11 protein-coding genes are annotated in these 14,634 nt (G+C 45.1%); 4 read left to right on the top strand and 7 right to left on the bottom strand.

Annotation, left to right across the window (positions count from 1 at the left end; genetic code table 11):
- Positions 1 to 8: 8 nt before the first annotated feature.
- The 3 genes from BLV62_RS24345 (at position 9) to BLV62_RS24335 (ending at position 3,128) form a co-directional block, all read left to right on the top strand.
- Complete coding sequence (locus BLV62_RS24345; protein ID WP_089765147.1) at positions 9 to 695, top strand: NUDIX hydrolase; 687 nt, start codon at positions 9 to 11, stop codon at positions 693 to 695.
- Positions 696 to 789: 94 nt separating this feature from the next.
- Positions 790 to 1,695: an NUDIX domain-containing protein gene (locus BLV62_RS24340; RefSeq protein ID WP_089765145.1), complete on the top strand. Its 906-nt coding sequence runs from the start codon at positions 790 to 792 to the stop codon at positions 1,693 to 1,695.
- Positions 1,696 to 1,712: 17 nt separating this feature from the next.
- Positions 1,713 to 3,128 carry a nicotinate phosphoribosyltransferase gene (locus BLV62_RS24335; RefSeq protein ID WP_089765143.1) on the top strand — a complete coding sequence of 472 codons (1,416 nt, stop codon included), beginning with the start codon at positions 1,713 to 1,715 and terminating at the stop codon, positions 3,126 to 3,128.
- Positions 3,129 to 3,229: 101 nt separating this feature from the next.
- Here the strand turns inward: BLV62_RS24335 and BLV62_RS24330 are convergent, their stop codons facing one another.
- From BLV62_RS24330 to BLV62_RS24300, 7 genes are all read right to left on the bottom strand, one after another.
- On the bottom strand, positions 3,230 to 4,093 hold the full coding sequence (locus tag BLV62_RS24330) for a YncE family protein (protein ID WP_089765141.1): 864 nt from the start codon (positions 4,091 to 4,093) through the stop codon (positions 3,230 to 3,232).
- Between the two features lie 126 nt (positions 4,094 to 4,219).
- Positions 4,220 to 7,402: an efflux RND transporter permease subunit gene (locus tag BLV62_RS24325; RefSeq protein WP_089765139.1), complete on the bottom strand. Its 3,183-nt coding sequence runs from the start codon at positions 7,400 to 7,402 to the stop codon at positions 4,220 to 4,222.
- Between the two features lie 24 nt (positions 7,403 to 7,426).
- A complete protein-coding gene (locus tag BLV62_RS24320) occupies positions 7,427 to 8,500 on the bottom strand; it encodes an efflux RND transporter periplasmic adaptor subunit (RefSeq protein WP_089765137.1) in 1,074 nt (357 codons plus the stop codon).
- Positions 8,501 to 8,543: 43 nt separating this feature from the next.
- Entirely contained in the window at positions 8,544 to 9,899 is a 1,356-nt protein-coding gene (locus tag BLV62_RS24315) for a TolC family protein (protein ID WP_089765135.1), read from the bottom strand.
- Between the two features lie 25 nt (positions 9,900 to 9,924).
- On the bottom strand, positions 9,925 to 10,542 hold the full coding sequence (locus BLV62_RS24310) for a TetR/AcrR family transcriptional regulator (protein ID WP_089765133.1): 618 nt from the start codon (positions 10,540 to 10,542) through the stop codon (positions 9,925 to 9,927).
- 11 nt (positions 10,543 to 10,553) lie between these two features.
- Positions 10,554 to 11,159, bottom strand: coding sequence for a TetR/AcrR family transcriptional regulator (locus BLV62_RS24305; protein WP_089765132.1), 606 nt, complete (start codon positions 11,157 to 11,159; stop codon positions 10,554 to 10,556).
- A 487-nt stretch (positions 11,160 to 11,646) separates the two neighbouring features.
- Positions 11,647 to 12,906 (bottom strand): pyridoxal phosphate-dependent aminotransferase, encoded by a 1,260-nt coding sequence (locus tag BLV62_RS24300; RefSeq protein ID WP_089765130.1) that lies wholly within the window; start codon positions 12,904 to 12,906, stop codon positions 11,647 to 11,649.
- Between the two features lie 378 nt (positions 12,907 to 13,284).
- Between BLV62_RS24300 and dnaN the strand changes: the two genes are divergently transcribed.
- A complete protein-coding gene (gene dnaN, locus BLV62_RS24295) occupies positions 13,285 to 14,403 on the top strand; it encodes a DNA polymerase III subunit beta (protein ID WP_089765129.1) in 1,119 nt (372 codons plus the stop codon).
- Positions 14,404 to 14,634 lie beyond the last annotated feature (231 nt).

The raw sequence follows: 14,634 nt of genomic DNA, 5'->3' as shown, positions 1-14,634 counted from the left end.
AAGAGATTGTGTTTATTAAACAAAATATCCAATTAACTGTAGACGCCGTCGTATTTGGCTATAAGCCCAAAGAAGGCATCGAAGTGTTGCTGATCAAACGCACTATCCCTCCATTCCTGCATAGCTGGGCTTTACCAGGCGGGTTTGTATTAGACGACGAATCACTGGAAGAAGCAGTTACCCGGGAGCTGGAAACAGAATCCGGCGTGCGTATCAACTATCTCGAACAACTATACACTTTCGGGGATGCAGGCAGAGACCCGCGGGGCCGCATCGTATCCGTAGCTTATTTCGGGCTTGTTAACCCGACCAATTTCAAACTCGCCGCCAGCACCGACGCCGAAGACGCCGACTGGTTCAACATCAAAGAACTGCCGGAACTGGCTTTCGATCACCAGAATATCATCAACGTAGCTATACAACGGCTTCGCAACAAGATCCGTTACGAACCTATCGGCTTCGAACTCCTCGATAAGAAATTCCCGATCGCCGACCTGGAAAAACTATACGAAACGTTGCTGGACAGGCCGATCGACCGGCGGAATTTCCAGAAGAAAATCAATCACTTAGGTATTCTAATCTCACATAACGAAAAACAAAAGCAAATCTCCCAGGGCCGTCCTGCTAAACTTTTTTCCTTCGATGAAGAGCGCTATTTCAAGCTGAAAAACGAAGGAATGGTGTTCGAGATCTGATTTTTTATCTATTTGTGTAAATTTTACATAAAATATTTTGTGGTTTAGAAATACCCTCATATATTTGTGTAACAATTACACAAAATAGATTGTTATGCACAACATAAAGTCAATAGGCGTAATAATAGCCAGGTTCCAGACACCTTCCTTACATGAAGGTCACCTTGCCTTGATCCGGGAAGTTCAGCAACATCATAATAAGACTGTAATTGTGCTGGGAGTAGCTCCCGTTAAAGGAAGCAGGAAAAATCCACTCGATTATTGTACCCGCGAACGAATGATCAAACAGCAGTTCCCCGAAATCATTGTACTTCCGCTGAGCGATCAGAAAAGCGATATCGTATGGTCTGCCGGGTTAGACGACCTGCTGCAAACCACCTTCCCTAACGAAAACTTCCTGCTGTATGGCAGCCGGGATAGTTTCATAGGAAGTTATTCCGGCAGGTTTCCTACTACTTCTTTGCCACCGGTACAGGACTATAACGCCACCGCCCTGCGGGAAGCTATTTCAGACAAAGTATTGGATACGGAAGCTTTCAGGGCCGGCATCATCTACAGTACCTACAGCCTTTATCCAACCGCTTTCCCAACCGTAGACATTGCGGTTTTCAGGAATAATAACAAAGAACTGCTGTTGGGCAGGAAACCGAAAGAATCTGCCTGGCGTCTGCCCGGCGGGTTTGCCGACACCACAGATGAAGATTTTGAAGCAGCAGCCGCCAGGGAGTTAAAAGAAGAATGTGGAGATGTCACCATCGGCCCGTTAAAATACGTAGCTTCCCTGAGGGTAGATGACTGGAGATACCGTAGCGAGGTTAATAAAATTATCACTACGCTTTTCAGCACCGAACTGCTGGCAGGCGCCCCTGTAGCAAGCGACGACCTCGCCGCCTTACGCTGGGTAGCGGTAAAAGACCTTCCTCAACTGATAGAACAAAACGAAATAATAGATACTCATATTCCATTGATGAAAAAACTGATGGAAAAAATAGCTTACTAAGATTAAAACCTCACACCATGACAAAGGAGAATCTCATATTACTTGCCGACGCATATAAATACTCTCACCATAAATTATACATTCCCGGCACCCAGTACATCTATTCTTATTTAGAAAGCCGGGGCGGCAAATTCGACGAAACTGTTTTCTATGGCCTGCAATACTTCCTGAAAGAATACCTGGAAGGCGCTGTTTTCACCAAAGAAAAACTGGATGAAGCAGAACAGACCCTGAATGAAGTTTTTGGCAGAACGGATGTTTTTGACAGGAGCAAATTCGAATACATTATTGACCACTACGGCGGCAAACTGCCCGTGAGGATCAAGGCTGTTCCCGAAGGCACTGTTGTTCCGGTGAAAAATGTGCTGATGACCATCGAAAACACCGACCCTGAATGCTACTGGTTAACCAACTTCCTGGAAACGCTGCTGATGCAGGTTTGGTACCCATGCACCGTAGCTACCGTATCCAGGGAGATCAAAAAAATAGTCTATAAATATTATACTGAAACTGCGAGCGAAAGCGCATTCGCAGGCATCGACTTTGTGTTGAACGACTTTGGATTCAGAGGCGCCAGCTCAGTAGAAAGCGCAGGCATCGGTGGCAGCGCCCACCTGGTCAATTTTTCCGGCAGCGACACCATAGCCGGCTCTGTTTTCGCCAAAAAATTCTACAACGCAGCTACGGCTCCCGGCCTTTCAATTCCGGCAACGGAACACTCCATTTGTACCCTACTTGGCGAAGCAGGTGAATTGACCATCTTTAAACATGTTTTAGACACATTCCCAACCGGAACGATCGCTTGTGTTTCCGACTCCTATAACATCTTCCGCGCTTGTGAAGAATATTGGGGTACTGAACTGAAAGAACAGATCCTTAACAGGAAAGGAACACTGGTGATCCGTCCCGATAGCGGGGATCCTGTTCAGACCCTGACCAGGGTATTAGACATTCTCACGAACAAATTCGGTTATACCGTTAATGAGAAAGGATACAAGGTATTGCCTCCTCAGGTGAGGGTGATACAAGGCGACGGTATCAGCTATTCTTCTATCCCCGGCATTTATGAAGGTTTGAAAAAAGCCGGGTTCAGCGCCGAAAACCTGGTACTGGGTATGGGCGGCGCGTTGTTGCAGCGAGTGAACCGCGACACACAGGAATTTGCACTGAAATGCTCTTATGCTGTTGTAAATGGTAAAGGTATAGATGTACAGAAGATGCCTGTAGAATTAGATGCAAACGGCAACCTGCGCACATCTTTCAAAAAATCCAAAGCCGGCAAACTGAAACTGGTCAATGTAGCGGACAAATTCCAAACTGTTGGAGTTGGCGAAGAACCAGGCGCCAGCGACCTGTTGCAAACAGTGTTTGAAAACGGGCAAACCGTTGCCACCTATAGTTTTGATGAGGTAAGAAGAAATGCACGGATTTAACTCGTTACCGGCTTTGTGAGTCTAACACTGCCGGCTACACTAAATGAAAGAAAAAAGCAGTATGTAACCGGTTTAAATACTGCTTTCCTTTTGTGTGAAACCTATTTTTCCAATGCCGCTACATCTATCTCTCCATCCAATAACCTTGGTACCAGCAGCATCCTGGCTTTCTTGTCGATCGCTATATCAGCAGGCGAGTGCTTTACTTCCTTGCGGGTATACGACTTCTTGCCGATATGATAGGTAACCAGGTTGCCGGGTTTTGAACCATCAATTCCCTGCCAGTCAGACAACATAATACGCTGGTCATCCACTTGCACAATACCGTCAAAAAGCCCCACAGGAGATCCTTCTACGGGAGCAAAAGCAGCTGCATGGTCGCTTAACTTCTTTGAATACAATTTGCCCTGTGCGTTAAACTGCTCTCCCATTGAACAGACATAGAGAATACCCGACTTCTTATCGAATAAAACTCCATTGGCACCTGTAACCGTACCAATACTTTTATACTGGCCGGAGGAGAGGTTTACCTGCAATACATCGCCGGTAAATGAGTCGGTTACAAATAGCAGGGAATCATTAACGGCATACACATCGTTCAGCAGTTGGGCTTTCCCTTCGAGGTTAAGATCGAAGATCTTCTTTTTTGTAGCAATATCAAATCCTTTAAGATGATCTATATCAGCTACATACAGCTGGTTGTTGACAATGTCGATTCCTTTGGGAGCGTTCAGCACTTCATCAAAATAGCGTTGGCTTTTTACATTTCCTGCCTTGTCTACAAAGGCAATCGCACCATCGCCATCTTTGTCAACTGCGGCCAGTTTCTGGCCAATTGAAGAAACAAAATACCCGTCCTTGTAGGCTATAATACTTTCGGGCGAGGGCACTCCTGTAATTACTTTCTGGCTGTAGGATAGGAAAGGAGAGGAGAACAACAATACTAAGGGGAATAATTTTTTCATATAAAATTTTTGTAACGCTATAAAAGTACAAAAATAGTTTTCCGAAAAAAGAGCAAAAAAAACCGGAGTAAGATTACTCCGGCTATTACCTAAACCTACAACTGTTACACTGTTAGTAACATATCTTTAATTCTGATGAATTTCACTTAAAGCAGTTTCCTCGTAAGGGGCCACCATCCGCTGGCGGATATAACGTTTAGTGGATACACGCCCCATACCGAATTTAGCCATGATCTTATCCACGATCATATAAATCACCGGTACAACTATCAGCGTTAAGAACATAGAGCTGATCAAACCGCCGATGATCACCCAGGCCAAACCGTTTTTGGTAGAAGCCACACCACCGGTTGCCAACGCAATCGGCAGCATACCGATCACCATCGCAATAGTGGTCATGAGAATAGGACGCAAACGTGCGTTGTTCGCATGGATCAGCGCTTCGTAAGTACTTTGTCCCTGTTCTTTCATCTGGTTGGTAAAGTCTACCAGGATGATCGCATTTTTCGCCACCAACCCGATCAGCATGATCATACCGAGAATGGTAAAGATGTTCAGCGTATTGTTGGTCAATGCCAGCGCCAGCAAGGCCCCGATGATCGCCAACGGAATAGAGAACAGTACCACGAACGGGTAAATATAGTTATCGTACAGCGCCACCATGATCAGGTATACCATTACAATTGAGATCAGCAATGCAGCGCCCAATGTACCAAATGAATCTCCCTGGTTTTCAGCGTCTCCGCCAAACAGGTAGCTGATACCTACAGGCTTGTCCATCTTCTCCAGCTTCGCTGCAAACTCCTGGGTTACTGTACCACTAGGGCGTCCCATTACCTGCGCCTGAACAGAAACAGAAGTATTTTTATCCCTTCTTTCCAGCTGGCTTGGGCCTGAGCCTTCAGTGATGGTAGCAAACTGCGATAACTTGATCAACTGCCCTTTATCGTTCAGGAACTGGATATTGGCAACATTATCCAGGTTCTTGCGGTTGAAATCATCGAACCGGATATTGATATCGTATTCATAATCTCCCTGCCGGAATTTGACCTTAGAATCGTCGGCTGTTCCGCTGAAGGCTGTTTGCATGGTACCTCCCACGGCATCCAGTGTTAAACCAAGAGCCGCCATTTTATCACGGTCTACCTGCACGTTGATCTCAGGATTACCGTCTTCCACTGTCAGCTTGATCTCTGTTGCCCCGTCAACGGTTCTTAAAGTATCCATTGCCCGTTTTGCAAACTTCATCACACTGTCGAGTTCCGATCCCATTACTACCAGTTCCACAGGCGCTCTTTCTGCTGTACCCAGGATACTCACGTCGGTAGTTTTCACTTTCACGCCAGGCAAAATGCCTTTCAGTTCTTTCTTGATCTTTGCTGCATAAATATCAGATGCATCTTTCCTATGCTCAGGATCAACCAACATTACGGTGATTTCTGATTTATAGGCAGTAGATTGCGATGTACCGAAGCCATCTTCACTGGTCTGCCCTACAGTGGTGATCAAACGTGTGATCTCCGGTTTTTTATTCAGGTATTTTTCAGCAGTCCTGGTAGCCTGGTTGGTTTGTTCTACAGATGCATCCTTAGGCATTTCCAGCAATACGATAAACTGACCGCGGTCTCCTTTCGGGATAAACTCACCTCCTATATATCCTTTACCGAGCAACATGAACGATGCTAACAATAAACCTATCGCAATCACTACGGTCGCCAGTTTATGACTCAAAGCCCATTTCAGCAAACCCGTCATCCAAACGGTGAATTTCTGCAACTGCCGCTCGAACCATAAAATAAATTTCTCAAAGATATTCTTGCCCGTGATATGCTCCAACTTACCGAAGCGGGAAGATAACAGCGGCACGATCATGAACGACGATAGCAAACTGAGCATAGTAGAGATCATTACCACCACGCAGAATTCACGGAGGATTTTTGATACCAGCTCGTTGGTCAGGGAAATCGGCAGGAACACCACCACAATTACCAGGGTAATGGAAGTAACGGTAAACCCGATCTCTTTCACTCCTTCATAAGCAGCCCTAACCCTGTTCTTACCCATCTCCATGTGCCTGTATATGTTCTCCAGTACCACGATGGCGTCGTCCACCAGGATACCTACTACCAGCGAAAGGCCCAGGAGCGACATCAGGTTCAGCGAGAAGCCCATCAGCTTCATACCAATGAAGGTAGCTATCAGGGAAGCGGGGATAGAGATCATAACGAAGATGGCGCTACGAATACTGTGCAGGAACAACAGCATCACTACAGCCACCAGGATCACCGCCAGGATCAGGTCATGGATCACAGAGTCGGCAGATTCCAGGGTAAAGTCGGACGAGTCGTTAGCCACCAGTATTTTCAGGCCATTGGGCGCATAGTCCTTTTCGATCTGGGCAATCGTTTTCTTCATTTCTTCACTCACAGTTACCGCGTTGGCATCCGTTTGTTTCTGCACCTGCAACGCAATCGCGTTTACGCCGTCTACACGGGCAATACGCTCAGCGTCTTTCTGCGCATCCTGTACGTCCGCTACATCAGACAACCTTACCTGTGTGCCGTTCTCTGTTGTTTTAAGCACCAGGTTGCGCAACTGGTCTACATTTTTATATTTACCCGCCAGGCGAACAAGGATCTGCTCATTCGCTGATTTTACCTTACCGGTAGGAAAGTCGAGGTTCGCATTGGTGATCAACTGGCGTACCTGTAAGATAGACAGGTTGAACGCCTGCAATCTTTTAGGATCAACATTCACCTGGATCTCGCGTTCCTGGCCGCCGATCAGCGATACCTGTGCAACGCCCGGCAAGCGGGATAATAATGGCTGCAGTTTTTTATCTACCAGGTCATAGAACTTCTTATCGTCCATGTTTGCAGTGGCAGACAGGGTCATGATAGGCAGGTCGTCCAGCGAAAATTTATTCAATGAAGGCGGTTTCGCATCGCCTGGCAGATCGGCCAGGATAGCGTTCACCTTGCGTTGAGCGTCTTGCAGCGCGATGTCCACATTTGCATCGTTATTCAGCTCAACAGTAATAATAGAAAGGCTTTCGGAAGATTTGGAAATGATCTTTTTAATCTTTTCCATAGATGCAACCGCATCTTCAATCTTCTTGGTCACGGTGCTTTCCACCTCGTTGGGGGAAGCGCCCGGGTAAACAGTAGAGATTGTCACTATCGGAGAGCTGAACTTTGGCAAAAGTTCATAGTTCAGCGCCTTGTAGCTCATCACCCCTAATAAGGTGAGGATAGTGAAAACAACCACTACTATGGTAGGTCGTTTTATCGATACTTCTGTAATCTTCATGTTTCAAAAAGTTTGATCCTCACATTACTTGGCAGCTCCGCGCTGAACAGTTACTGTTGCTCCGTCTGTCAGGTTGATCTGACCGCTGGTGATAACAGTTTCTCCTTCTTTTAAACCCTGGCGTACTTCCACTTTATCGCCAATGATCCTTCCGGCAACTACTTTTCTCTTCTTGGCAACATTGCCTTCCATAACATATACTTCGTTGCTGTTTACGCCGCCAACAAAAGCGGTACGTGCAATGAAGATCGCTTTCTCGGCAGTTGGATCAGAGAAGTGCGCAGTACCGTACATACCGGCTTTCAGTTCTTTATCGCCTAAGTTGGTCACTTCCATTTCAACGGGGTAGTTAAGCGAGTTATCGCCTTTTGCAGCAATGAAAGTGATCACGCCTTCGTATTTGGTTTCAGGGAACACGTTTGAAGTCACTTCTACCTTCTGTCCTTTCTTCAGGCTAACAACCTGTGCTTCCGGTACGGAAACCGCCAGTTTCAGGCGGGATACATCTACAATGTCGAACATTTTATTACCTACAGACAAGTAGGCGCCCAGTTCTACATATTTTTTATTGATGATGCCGGAGATAGGGGCTTTAACATAAGTATCGCTAACCCTGCGATTGGCTGCTTCATAGCGGGTTTTGGCTATTTCGTACTGCAGTTTGGCGTCATCTACCTGTTTGCGGGTTACGCCGCCTGTCTGGAAAGCCGCCTCATATCTTTCTGCATCCACTTTAAGTTGATTCAGGTTCGCTTTGGCAGACTCCAGGTCGGTGTTCAGGATCTGCCCGTCGATATAGGCGAGAGGTTGCCCTTGTTTTACAACGCTGCCTTCGTCTACCAACAGCTTGGTGATCCTTCCGGAAGTTTCGGCCAGGTAGCTTAATTCGCGAACCGGTTCAAAATTACCGTTTGCCTGGAAGGCGTTGGAGAAATCGCTGCTGCTAACAGTTTGTACCAATACAGGTACATCCCCGATATTGCTTTGTTTTACAAATTCAATTTTTGCTTCGTTGGCTTTTTTATTGGCATTGAGCTTCCACATGATCAGCGCTAAAGCGCCAACAGTAACAAGACCCCAGATTAATATCTTTTTCATCAGCAAAATAGTTTGTGTGTTCTATTTGTTTTCGTTTGTAGATTTAGTTTAGAAGATCCCTCAGGTTGCCCTTGCTCTTTATGATATCCAGTTCTGCCAGCCTGTATTGCAACAGGGCCGCGTTATAGGCGTTCTGGGCATCGGCCAGGGAAGTTTCTGCATTGAGCAGGTCTGTTAAACTGGCAAGACCCAGGCGGTAGTTATTCTGTGTAGAATAGTACACTTCATTGGCAAGCTCCATGTTTTCTTTCTGCGAATGAATAGCGGTGATATTCGTGCGTATGGTAAGCTTGGCGTTCTCGTACTGGGTATTGAGGGCCAGTTTGGTGTCTTCCATTGTATGTTTCAGCTGGCGTAAGGTTACATCGGCCTGGCTTACTTTAGAGCGGCGGCCAAAACCATCGAAGATGGGGATCTTCAGGGAGAGGCCTATCGCAGAAGTGCCATACCAGAGGGTGCTGTTCACCGGATCTTTTGCAAACATCCACTGGTTGCTCATACCGCTGTAAGAGTAACGGCCAAACAGGGAGAGGGAAGGGTAGTTCTCCGCCTGGTAAGCCTTCTTCTGGAAAAGTTGCAGTTCTTCCTGCTTGCGAAGCAATTTCAACTCTGTTCTTTCTTCCATATTAGCATCATCGTACTGCAGAACAGCAGCAGCGGAAGATTCAATGTCTTTCAGAGAAGACGGAGGAATGACGAACGCTGATTGTAATGGCATGCCCATTATTTTTTTCAGGTTGTTGACCTGCATGGTATATTGGTTCAGCGTTTGTACACGTTGGGTTTGATAATTGGTGAGATTTACCTTGATGCGATCGAGGTCTATTTTTTTCGCGAGCCCGTTATCGTACTGCGATTTGGTGACAGTCACGAGATCTGTCAGTTTCAATATATTGCTATCCAGGCTTTTCAGGTTTTCCTGGGTGATAAGCAGTTGATAATAAAGTTGAGTTACGTTGTAGATCACATCTTCGGTCGATTGCTGAGTAGCCAGTTTATAGTATTCTTCGCCGGCCTTTGCAGCTTTCAGTCCTGTGAATACAGACTGGTTATAGATCTGCTGGTTGAGTTCAGCGCCGATGCTGGCGCCGTATTTCACACCAAAACCGATCACGATGTTTTCACCGGGTTTGCCTATTGCGTCGCCGGGTAAGATGGATTTAGCGAGTTGCAGGTTGTCGGTATAGTTACCGTTACCATTTACCTGTGGGAGGGCCTGGGAGCGAACTTCCTGTGTTTTGAACTTACCCATTTCCTCGTCCAGTTTCGTTTTTGCCAGTTGCTGGTTGTTTTGCAGCGCAAACTTCAATGCCTCTTTCAAAGTCAGTGGCGCTTGAGCATAGCCATTATACACCCCTATCCCCAGCAAGAGGATAAGCGTTAACTTTAATCGCTTCATAATTTTGATTAGTTAGCGTAGTCGATTACAATACGTCGTTTTTAGTTTGCAGGAACTGGTTAACCAGGTCTTGTCCTTTGGTTGTAGCAATTCCAAGTAAGTAGTGAGTTGTAACCTGATCCATTACTGTTTGCATTTCATACTGATCTGCAGGGTATTGTTCCGGATCAAAAGCCGCTTCCAGCTGCAGCTGGCGCATGCGGGCTACAATGTTGATGTGGAGGTTCTGACGATATAGGCCTTCCGCCATACCTCTTCTTAAATTTTCTTTTATGCTGTACAGTACACCTTCTGATCTAAACTTTTCTACATTGCTCCAGATATCAGGATGATATTTCTGGAGGTCGTGCAACATCACGGGGTTCAGTGTTTTAGCCATGTTGGTGATATATTTTGTGCTACCCAATAATTCTTCAATGGCGTTGGCCGCTTCCTGGCTGTTTGTTTTCAGATAGTCGCCATGGTTAGTTAACAGTTGCTGCAGGCCTTCATCTACCAATGCCTGTTTATCCTGGAAATGTTCATATACTGTTTTCTTGGAGATACCGCAATCGCGGGCAATGTCGAACATTGTTACCGCTTTAACGCCGTATATCCTGAACATTTTAAGCGCTGTATCTAATATCCGTTCTCTCGCCACCATATAATCTTCTGTTATGCCTTAATACCGTTGATAAATACCTCCAGCAACTGTTTTTGTTTTTCCATCACCAGTTCAAACATCTCATCATCCAGATCCATATCTTCTCTTATGTGATCAGGTACAGAGAAACGAAGTCCTGCACATGCCTGTACTAACAACTCCGCTATCTGTTCCGGATTTTTTACATTAAATTCTCCTGATGCTATTCCTGCCTTTATGATCTTGACATGCAACGCAATTTCCCGTTCCATGCCTTTTTTCTTTTCCTGCAACATTAAATCGCTGGCATCTTTTAATAACATAAAGATTTCCAGTCGACAGAATTTGCTTATGAATTGTTTCCGGATGTCTACTATTCTGATTAATGCTTCGGTAGCAGAGTTAACATTGTCGGCCTCTTTTTCCATTTCCTGAAAATAGGCTTCCGCTATTTTCTCCAACACTGCCATGTGCATTGCCTTCTTATCAGGGAAATAGTAATACAGCGACGCTTTGGAGCATCGCAGGTCGTCTGCGATCTCGTTCATCGTTGTTTTAGAAGCGCCATAGTGAGTAAAACGCCTCAGAGCGGCTTCGAGGATTTTATCCCTCATCTCATCTTTTGACTCTGTATGCATTAACTTTTTGACTTTTTAAGTTACGAAGTCAAAATTACTACCTTTTTCGGGATTAGTAACAACCCTTGACCTTTTAACATGTATTTAACTTTTCGATTACAAAAGTCAAAAAGTCAGAAGTTTCACGCAAAGAGGCCAAGGAGCAAAGAAGCATAAGGATTTTTTTAAGGGACATAAGTTTATTAAGAGAGGTAAGGAGATTTTAAGAATTTTAAGAGAAGATTTTATAATTGATTAATAATTATATATAATTATTGCTATCTTGAATTAAATAATCTAAAAAGCAAGGAAGCCATACGACGGTGATCGTATGGCTTCCTTGCCGATTTATGTATATGTACTAAAAAAATTGCTTCTTAAGCTCCTCCTTATGTTCCTTAAAATCCTTTTTTAATACTTACCTCCCTTAAAAAAACTTATGTCCCTTAAAAAAAATCCTTATGCTTCTTTGCTCCTTGGCCTCTTTGCGCGAAACCTTCGCGTGAACCTAAACGAGTTGAGAGAGTGCCTGCCGGAGTTGGGCGAATACGGCGGGGATCTCCTCTTTTACGCAGGTGCCTACGCTGAGGCGGTACCATGGCGAGTTTTTAGCGGCGCCGAAGGCGTTGAACGGTACCAGCGCCAGTTTGGCTTCATTTAATATATAAGAAGTGACGGCTGCCTGGTCGGCCAGTACGGTGCCGTCGGCGGTCTTTTTGCCTGCGAGGTCTAATTTTACCGTGAGGTAGATGGCTGCCTGTGGAGCGATGGCGTCTACTTTATGACCTTCCTTTTTCAGCGCTTCAAAGCCTTCATAGAATTTTACCAGCCGTTCTTCTACTTCGGCTTTGAAATGTTTCAGGTAAGCGTCTACGTTTTCTTTTTGGACGAGGTAGCGGGCGGCAGCTTTTTGTTCTGCCATTGGGCTCCATGCGCCAACGTGGGAGAGGATCGCTTTCATTTTTGCGATAACGGGAGCCGGACCTAAAGCCCAGCCCACTCTTACGCCGGTAGCGGCGAAAGCCTTGCTCATGCCATCGATGAAGAGCGTGTAGTCTCTCATTTCCGGGCGGAGGGTTACCGGGTTGTAATGTTCGGTATTGCCGAAGGTGAGCACCCAATACATCTGGTCGAACAATACGTACAGCGGCTTTTCGTCTGCACCCCTGCTTTTGTTCTCTGCCAGCACCAGGTCGCAGATCTCTTCCAGCTGTTGCTTGCTGAAAGCAGTACCGGTTGGGTTTTGCGGCGAGCAGAGAGCCAGGAGGGAGGCGCCTTTCAGGAGCGGTTTCAATTCCGCTGCGGTAGGCATGAAGTTATTTTCCGGGGTAGTTTCCAACACTACGTGTTCGGCTTCCAGGAAATGAGTGTAGTGGTTATTATTCCAGGAAGGAGTAGCATAAACTACTTTTTCTCCCCTGTCGACAATTGTTCTGAAAGTAGCGTAGATGATAGGTCTGCCGCCACAGGAGATGACGATCTCTTTGGCCGGGTCATAAGTGAGGCCTTCTCTTTCGGCAATGAATTTACCTACAGCCTGGCGGAGTTCCAGGATCCCGTCGGCTGGCGGGTAATTGGTAAGATGTTCCTTATACGCGTTGATGATCTCCTGCTCAAATGCTTCAGGGATTGGAAACACCTTTGGATCAAAGTCTCCGATGGTGAAATTATAGATCTTTTCACCTTTTGCCTGTTTCTCTTTAATGTCGGCAGCCAGTTTGATGATTTCTGAGCCAATCAGTGTTTCGGCTAAATGAGACAGTTTCATAACCTGCGTATTTATTGTTTTGGTAAATCTTATCGCGCGGCAAAATTAACCTATTTGAACATAGCTTTAAAGAAAGCAATTCTTCTTTTCAATTTAATTAACAAAAACCTTTAATGTTTGAACAGTGTCTAAAGAACATTGTTTTTCATTAACTTACCGATAATTGTTATTTAAAAAAATACATATATGAAACCCGGGTCTGCGGTTGTGAAAAACGTTGTTAATAACGTGTATAAGATGTGATGAAATAAAGGGTTGAACAAATCTTACTATCTTTGTTTTACAGTACATTTGACCTTTATGCTAGGTAACGTGTGAATACAGCGAAAATACAAGGTTACCCGACGGGCAAAAATGATAAGCAAATTAATATAGACCATGAAATTTATTGTTTCTTCCTCTACTTTATTAAAACAATTACAACAGATCAGCGGGGTTATCAATTCGAATACAGTATTGCCGATACTGGAGGATTTTCTTTTCCTGATTGACAAAAACGAACTGACCGTAGTTGCCACAGACCTGGAAACTGTGATGCGGGTGAAGCTGGAGGTGGAAGCGAAGGAAAGTGGAAGAATTTGTATTCCTGCGAAGATCCTGATCGATTCCCTGAAAAATCTGCCGGATCAGCCACTCACTTTCCACATTGATCTGAACTCCTACGCAGTAGAAATCACGTCAGACAATGGTAAGTATAAAGTAATGGGAGAGAACCCCGAAAACTTTCCTAAAGAACCAGCTGCAGACGACACTACTTCTTTTACAATGACAGCTACCGGATTGGTTACTGCCATTAATAAAACGCTGTTTGCCGTGAGCAACGATGATCTTCGTCCGGCAATGACAGGCGTATTCTTCGAGCTGTCGCCGGATAGCCTGACCTTTGTTGCCACAGACGCGCACAGGCTTGTAAAGTATGTAAGAACAGACGTTAAATGCCCGAAAGCCGATAGCTTTATCGTGCCTAAAAAGCCGTTAAACCTATTGAAATCAGCATTGCCTGACAATGATTCTGAAATCAAAGTCTCTTATAGCCAGAACCACTTCTTCGTGCAACATGAAGGCGCACAAATGATCTGTCGCCTCATCGATGCCCGCTTCCCTGACTATAAGGTAGTGATCCCTAAAGACAACCCTTACCGCCTTTCTGTAGTAAAGAACGACTTCCAGAACGCCTTAAAACGCGTAAGCGTTTTTGCTAACAAAAGCACTAACCAGGTTGCCCTTAACATCACCGGCAGCGAATTGCAGCTTTCTGCACAGGATGTCGACTTCTCCTTCGAAGGTAACGAACGCATGGGCTGCCAGTATACCGGCAACGACATGCAGATAGCTTTCAACGCCAAATTCCTGATAGAAATGCTCAACGTATCAGAAGGCGATGAAATCTCTATCGACCTGGCTACTGCTACCAAAGCAGGCATCCTCAGACCTTCCGAAAAAGAAGAAAATGAAGATCTGCTGATGCTGGTAATGCCTTTAATGCTGAATAACTAATACCAGTCAATATAACTCGAAACGGGCTGTCTCTTCATCATGAGACAGTCCGTTTTATTTTTATCGTGTTTTCCTTCCATGCTTGCGAACCCTGCTTTATTTTAAATAGTAATACATAATACCATACCTCCCAATACCTTGCTGGTAGCACAAAAGAACAATTTTATTTATTCTGTAATTAGTTGTAATTTTTGAAGACGGAAAATAGTTGGTTGATAACTTTTCCCACCC

The organism is Chitinophaga terrae (ex Kim and Jung 2007) (assembly GCF_900107795.1).
In the GTDB taxonomy this organism is placed as follows: domain Bacteria; phylum Bacteroidota; class Bacteroidia; order Chitinophagales; family Chitinophagaceae; genus Chitinophaga; species Chitinophaga terrae.
This window is presented reverse-complemented; position numbering and strand designations above follow the sequence as displayed.

What these genes read in the sequence shown, in the direction of transcription:
- BLV62_RS24325 (WP_089765139.1), bottom strand. Translation starts at nt 7,402, where the DNA reads ATGAAGATTACAGAAGTATCGATAAAACGACCTACCATAGTAGTGGTT.
- BLV62_RS24320 (WP_089765137.1), bottom strand. Translation starts at nt 8,500, where the DNA reads ATGAAAAAGATATTAATCTGGGGTCTTGTTACTGTTGGCGCTTTAGCG.
- BLV62_RS24330 (WP_089765141.1), bottom strand. Translation starts at nt 4,093, where the DNA reads ATGAAAAAATTATTCCCCTTAGTATTGTTGTTCTCCTCTCCTTTCCTA.
- dnaN (WP_089765129.1), top strand. Translation starts at nt 13,285, where the DNA reads ATGAAATTTATTGTTTCTTCCTCTACTTTATTAAAACAATTACAACAG.
- BLV62_RS24340 (WP_089765145.1), top strand. Translation starts at nt 790, where the DNA reads ATGCACAACATAAAGTCAATAGGCGTAATAATAGCCAGGTTCCAGACA.
- BLV62_RS24300 (WP_089765130.1), bottom strand. Translation starts at nt 12,906, where the DNA reads ATGAAACTGTCTCATTTAGCCGAAACACTGATTGGCTCAGAAATCATC.
- BLV62_RS24310 (WP_089765133.1), bottom strand. Translation starts at nt 10,542, where the DNA reads ATGGTGGCGAGAGAACGGATATTAGATACAGCGCTTAAAATGTTCAGG.
- BLV62_RS24335 (WP_089765143.1), top strand. Translation starts at nt 1,713, where the DNA reads ATGACAAAGGAGAATCTCATATTACTTGCCGACGCATATAAATACTCT.
- BLV62_RS24315 (WP_089765135.1), bottom strand. Translation starts at nt 9,899, where the DNA reads ATGAAGCGATTAAAGTTAACGCTTATCCTCTTGCTGGGGATAGGGGTG.
- BLV62_RS24305 (WP_089765132.1), bottom strand. Translation starts at nt 11,159, where the DNA reads ATGCATACAGAGTCAAAAGATGAGATGAGGGATAAAATCCTCGAAGCC.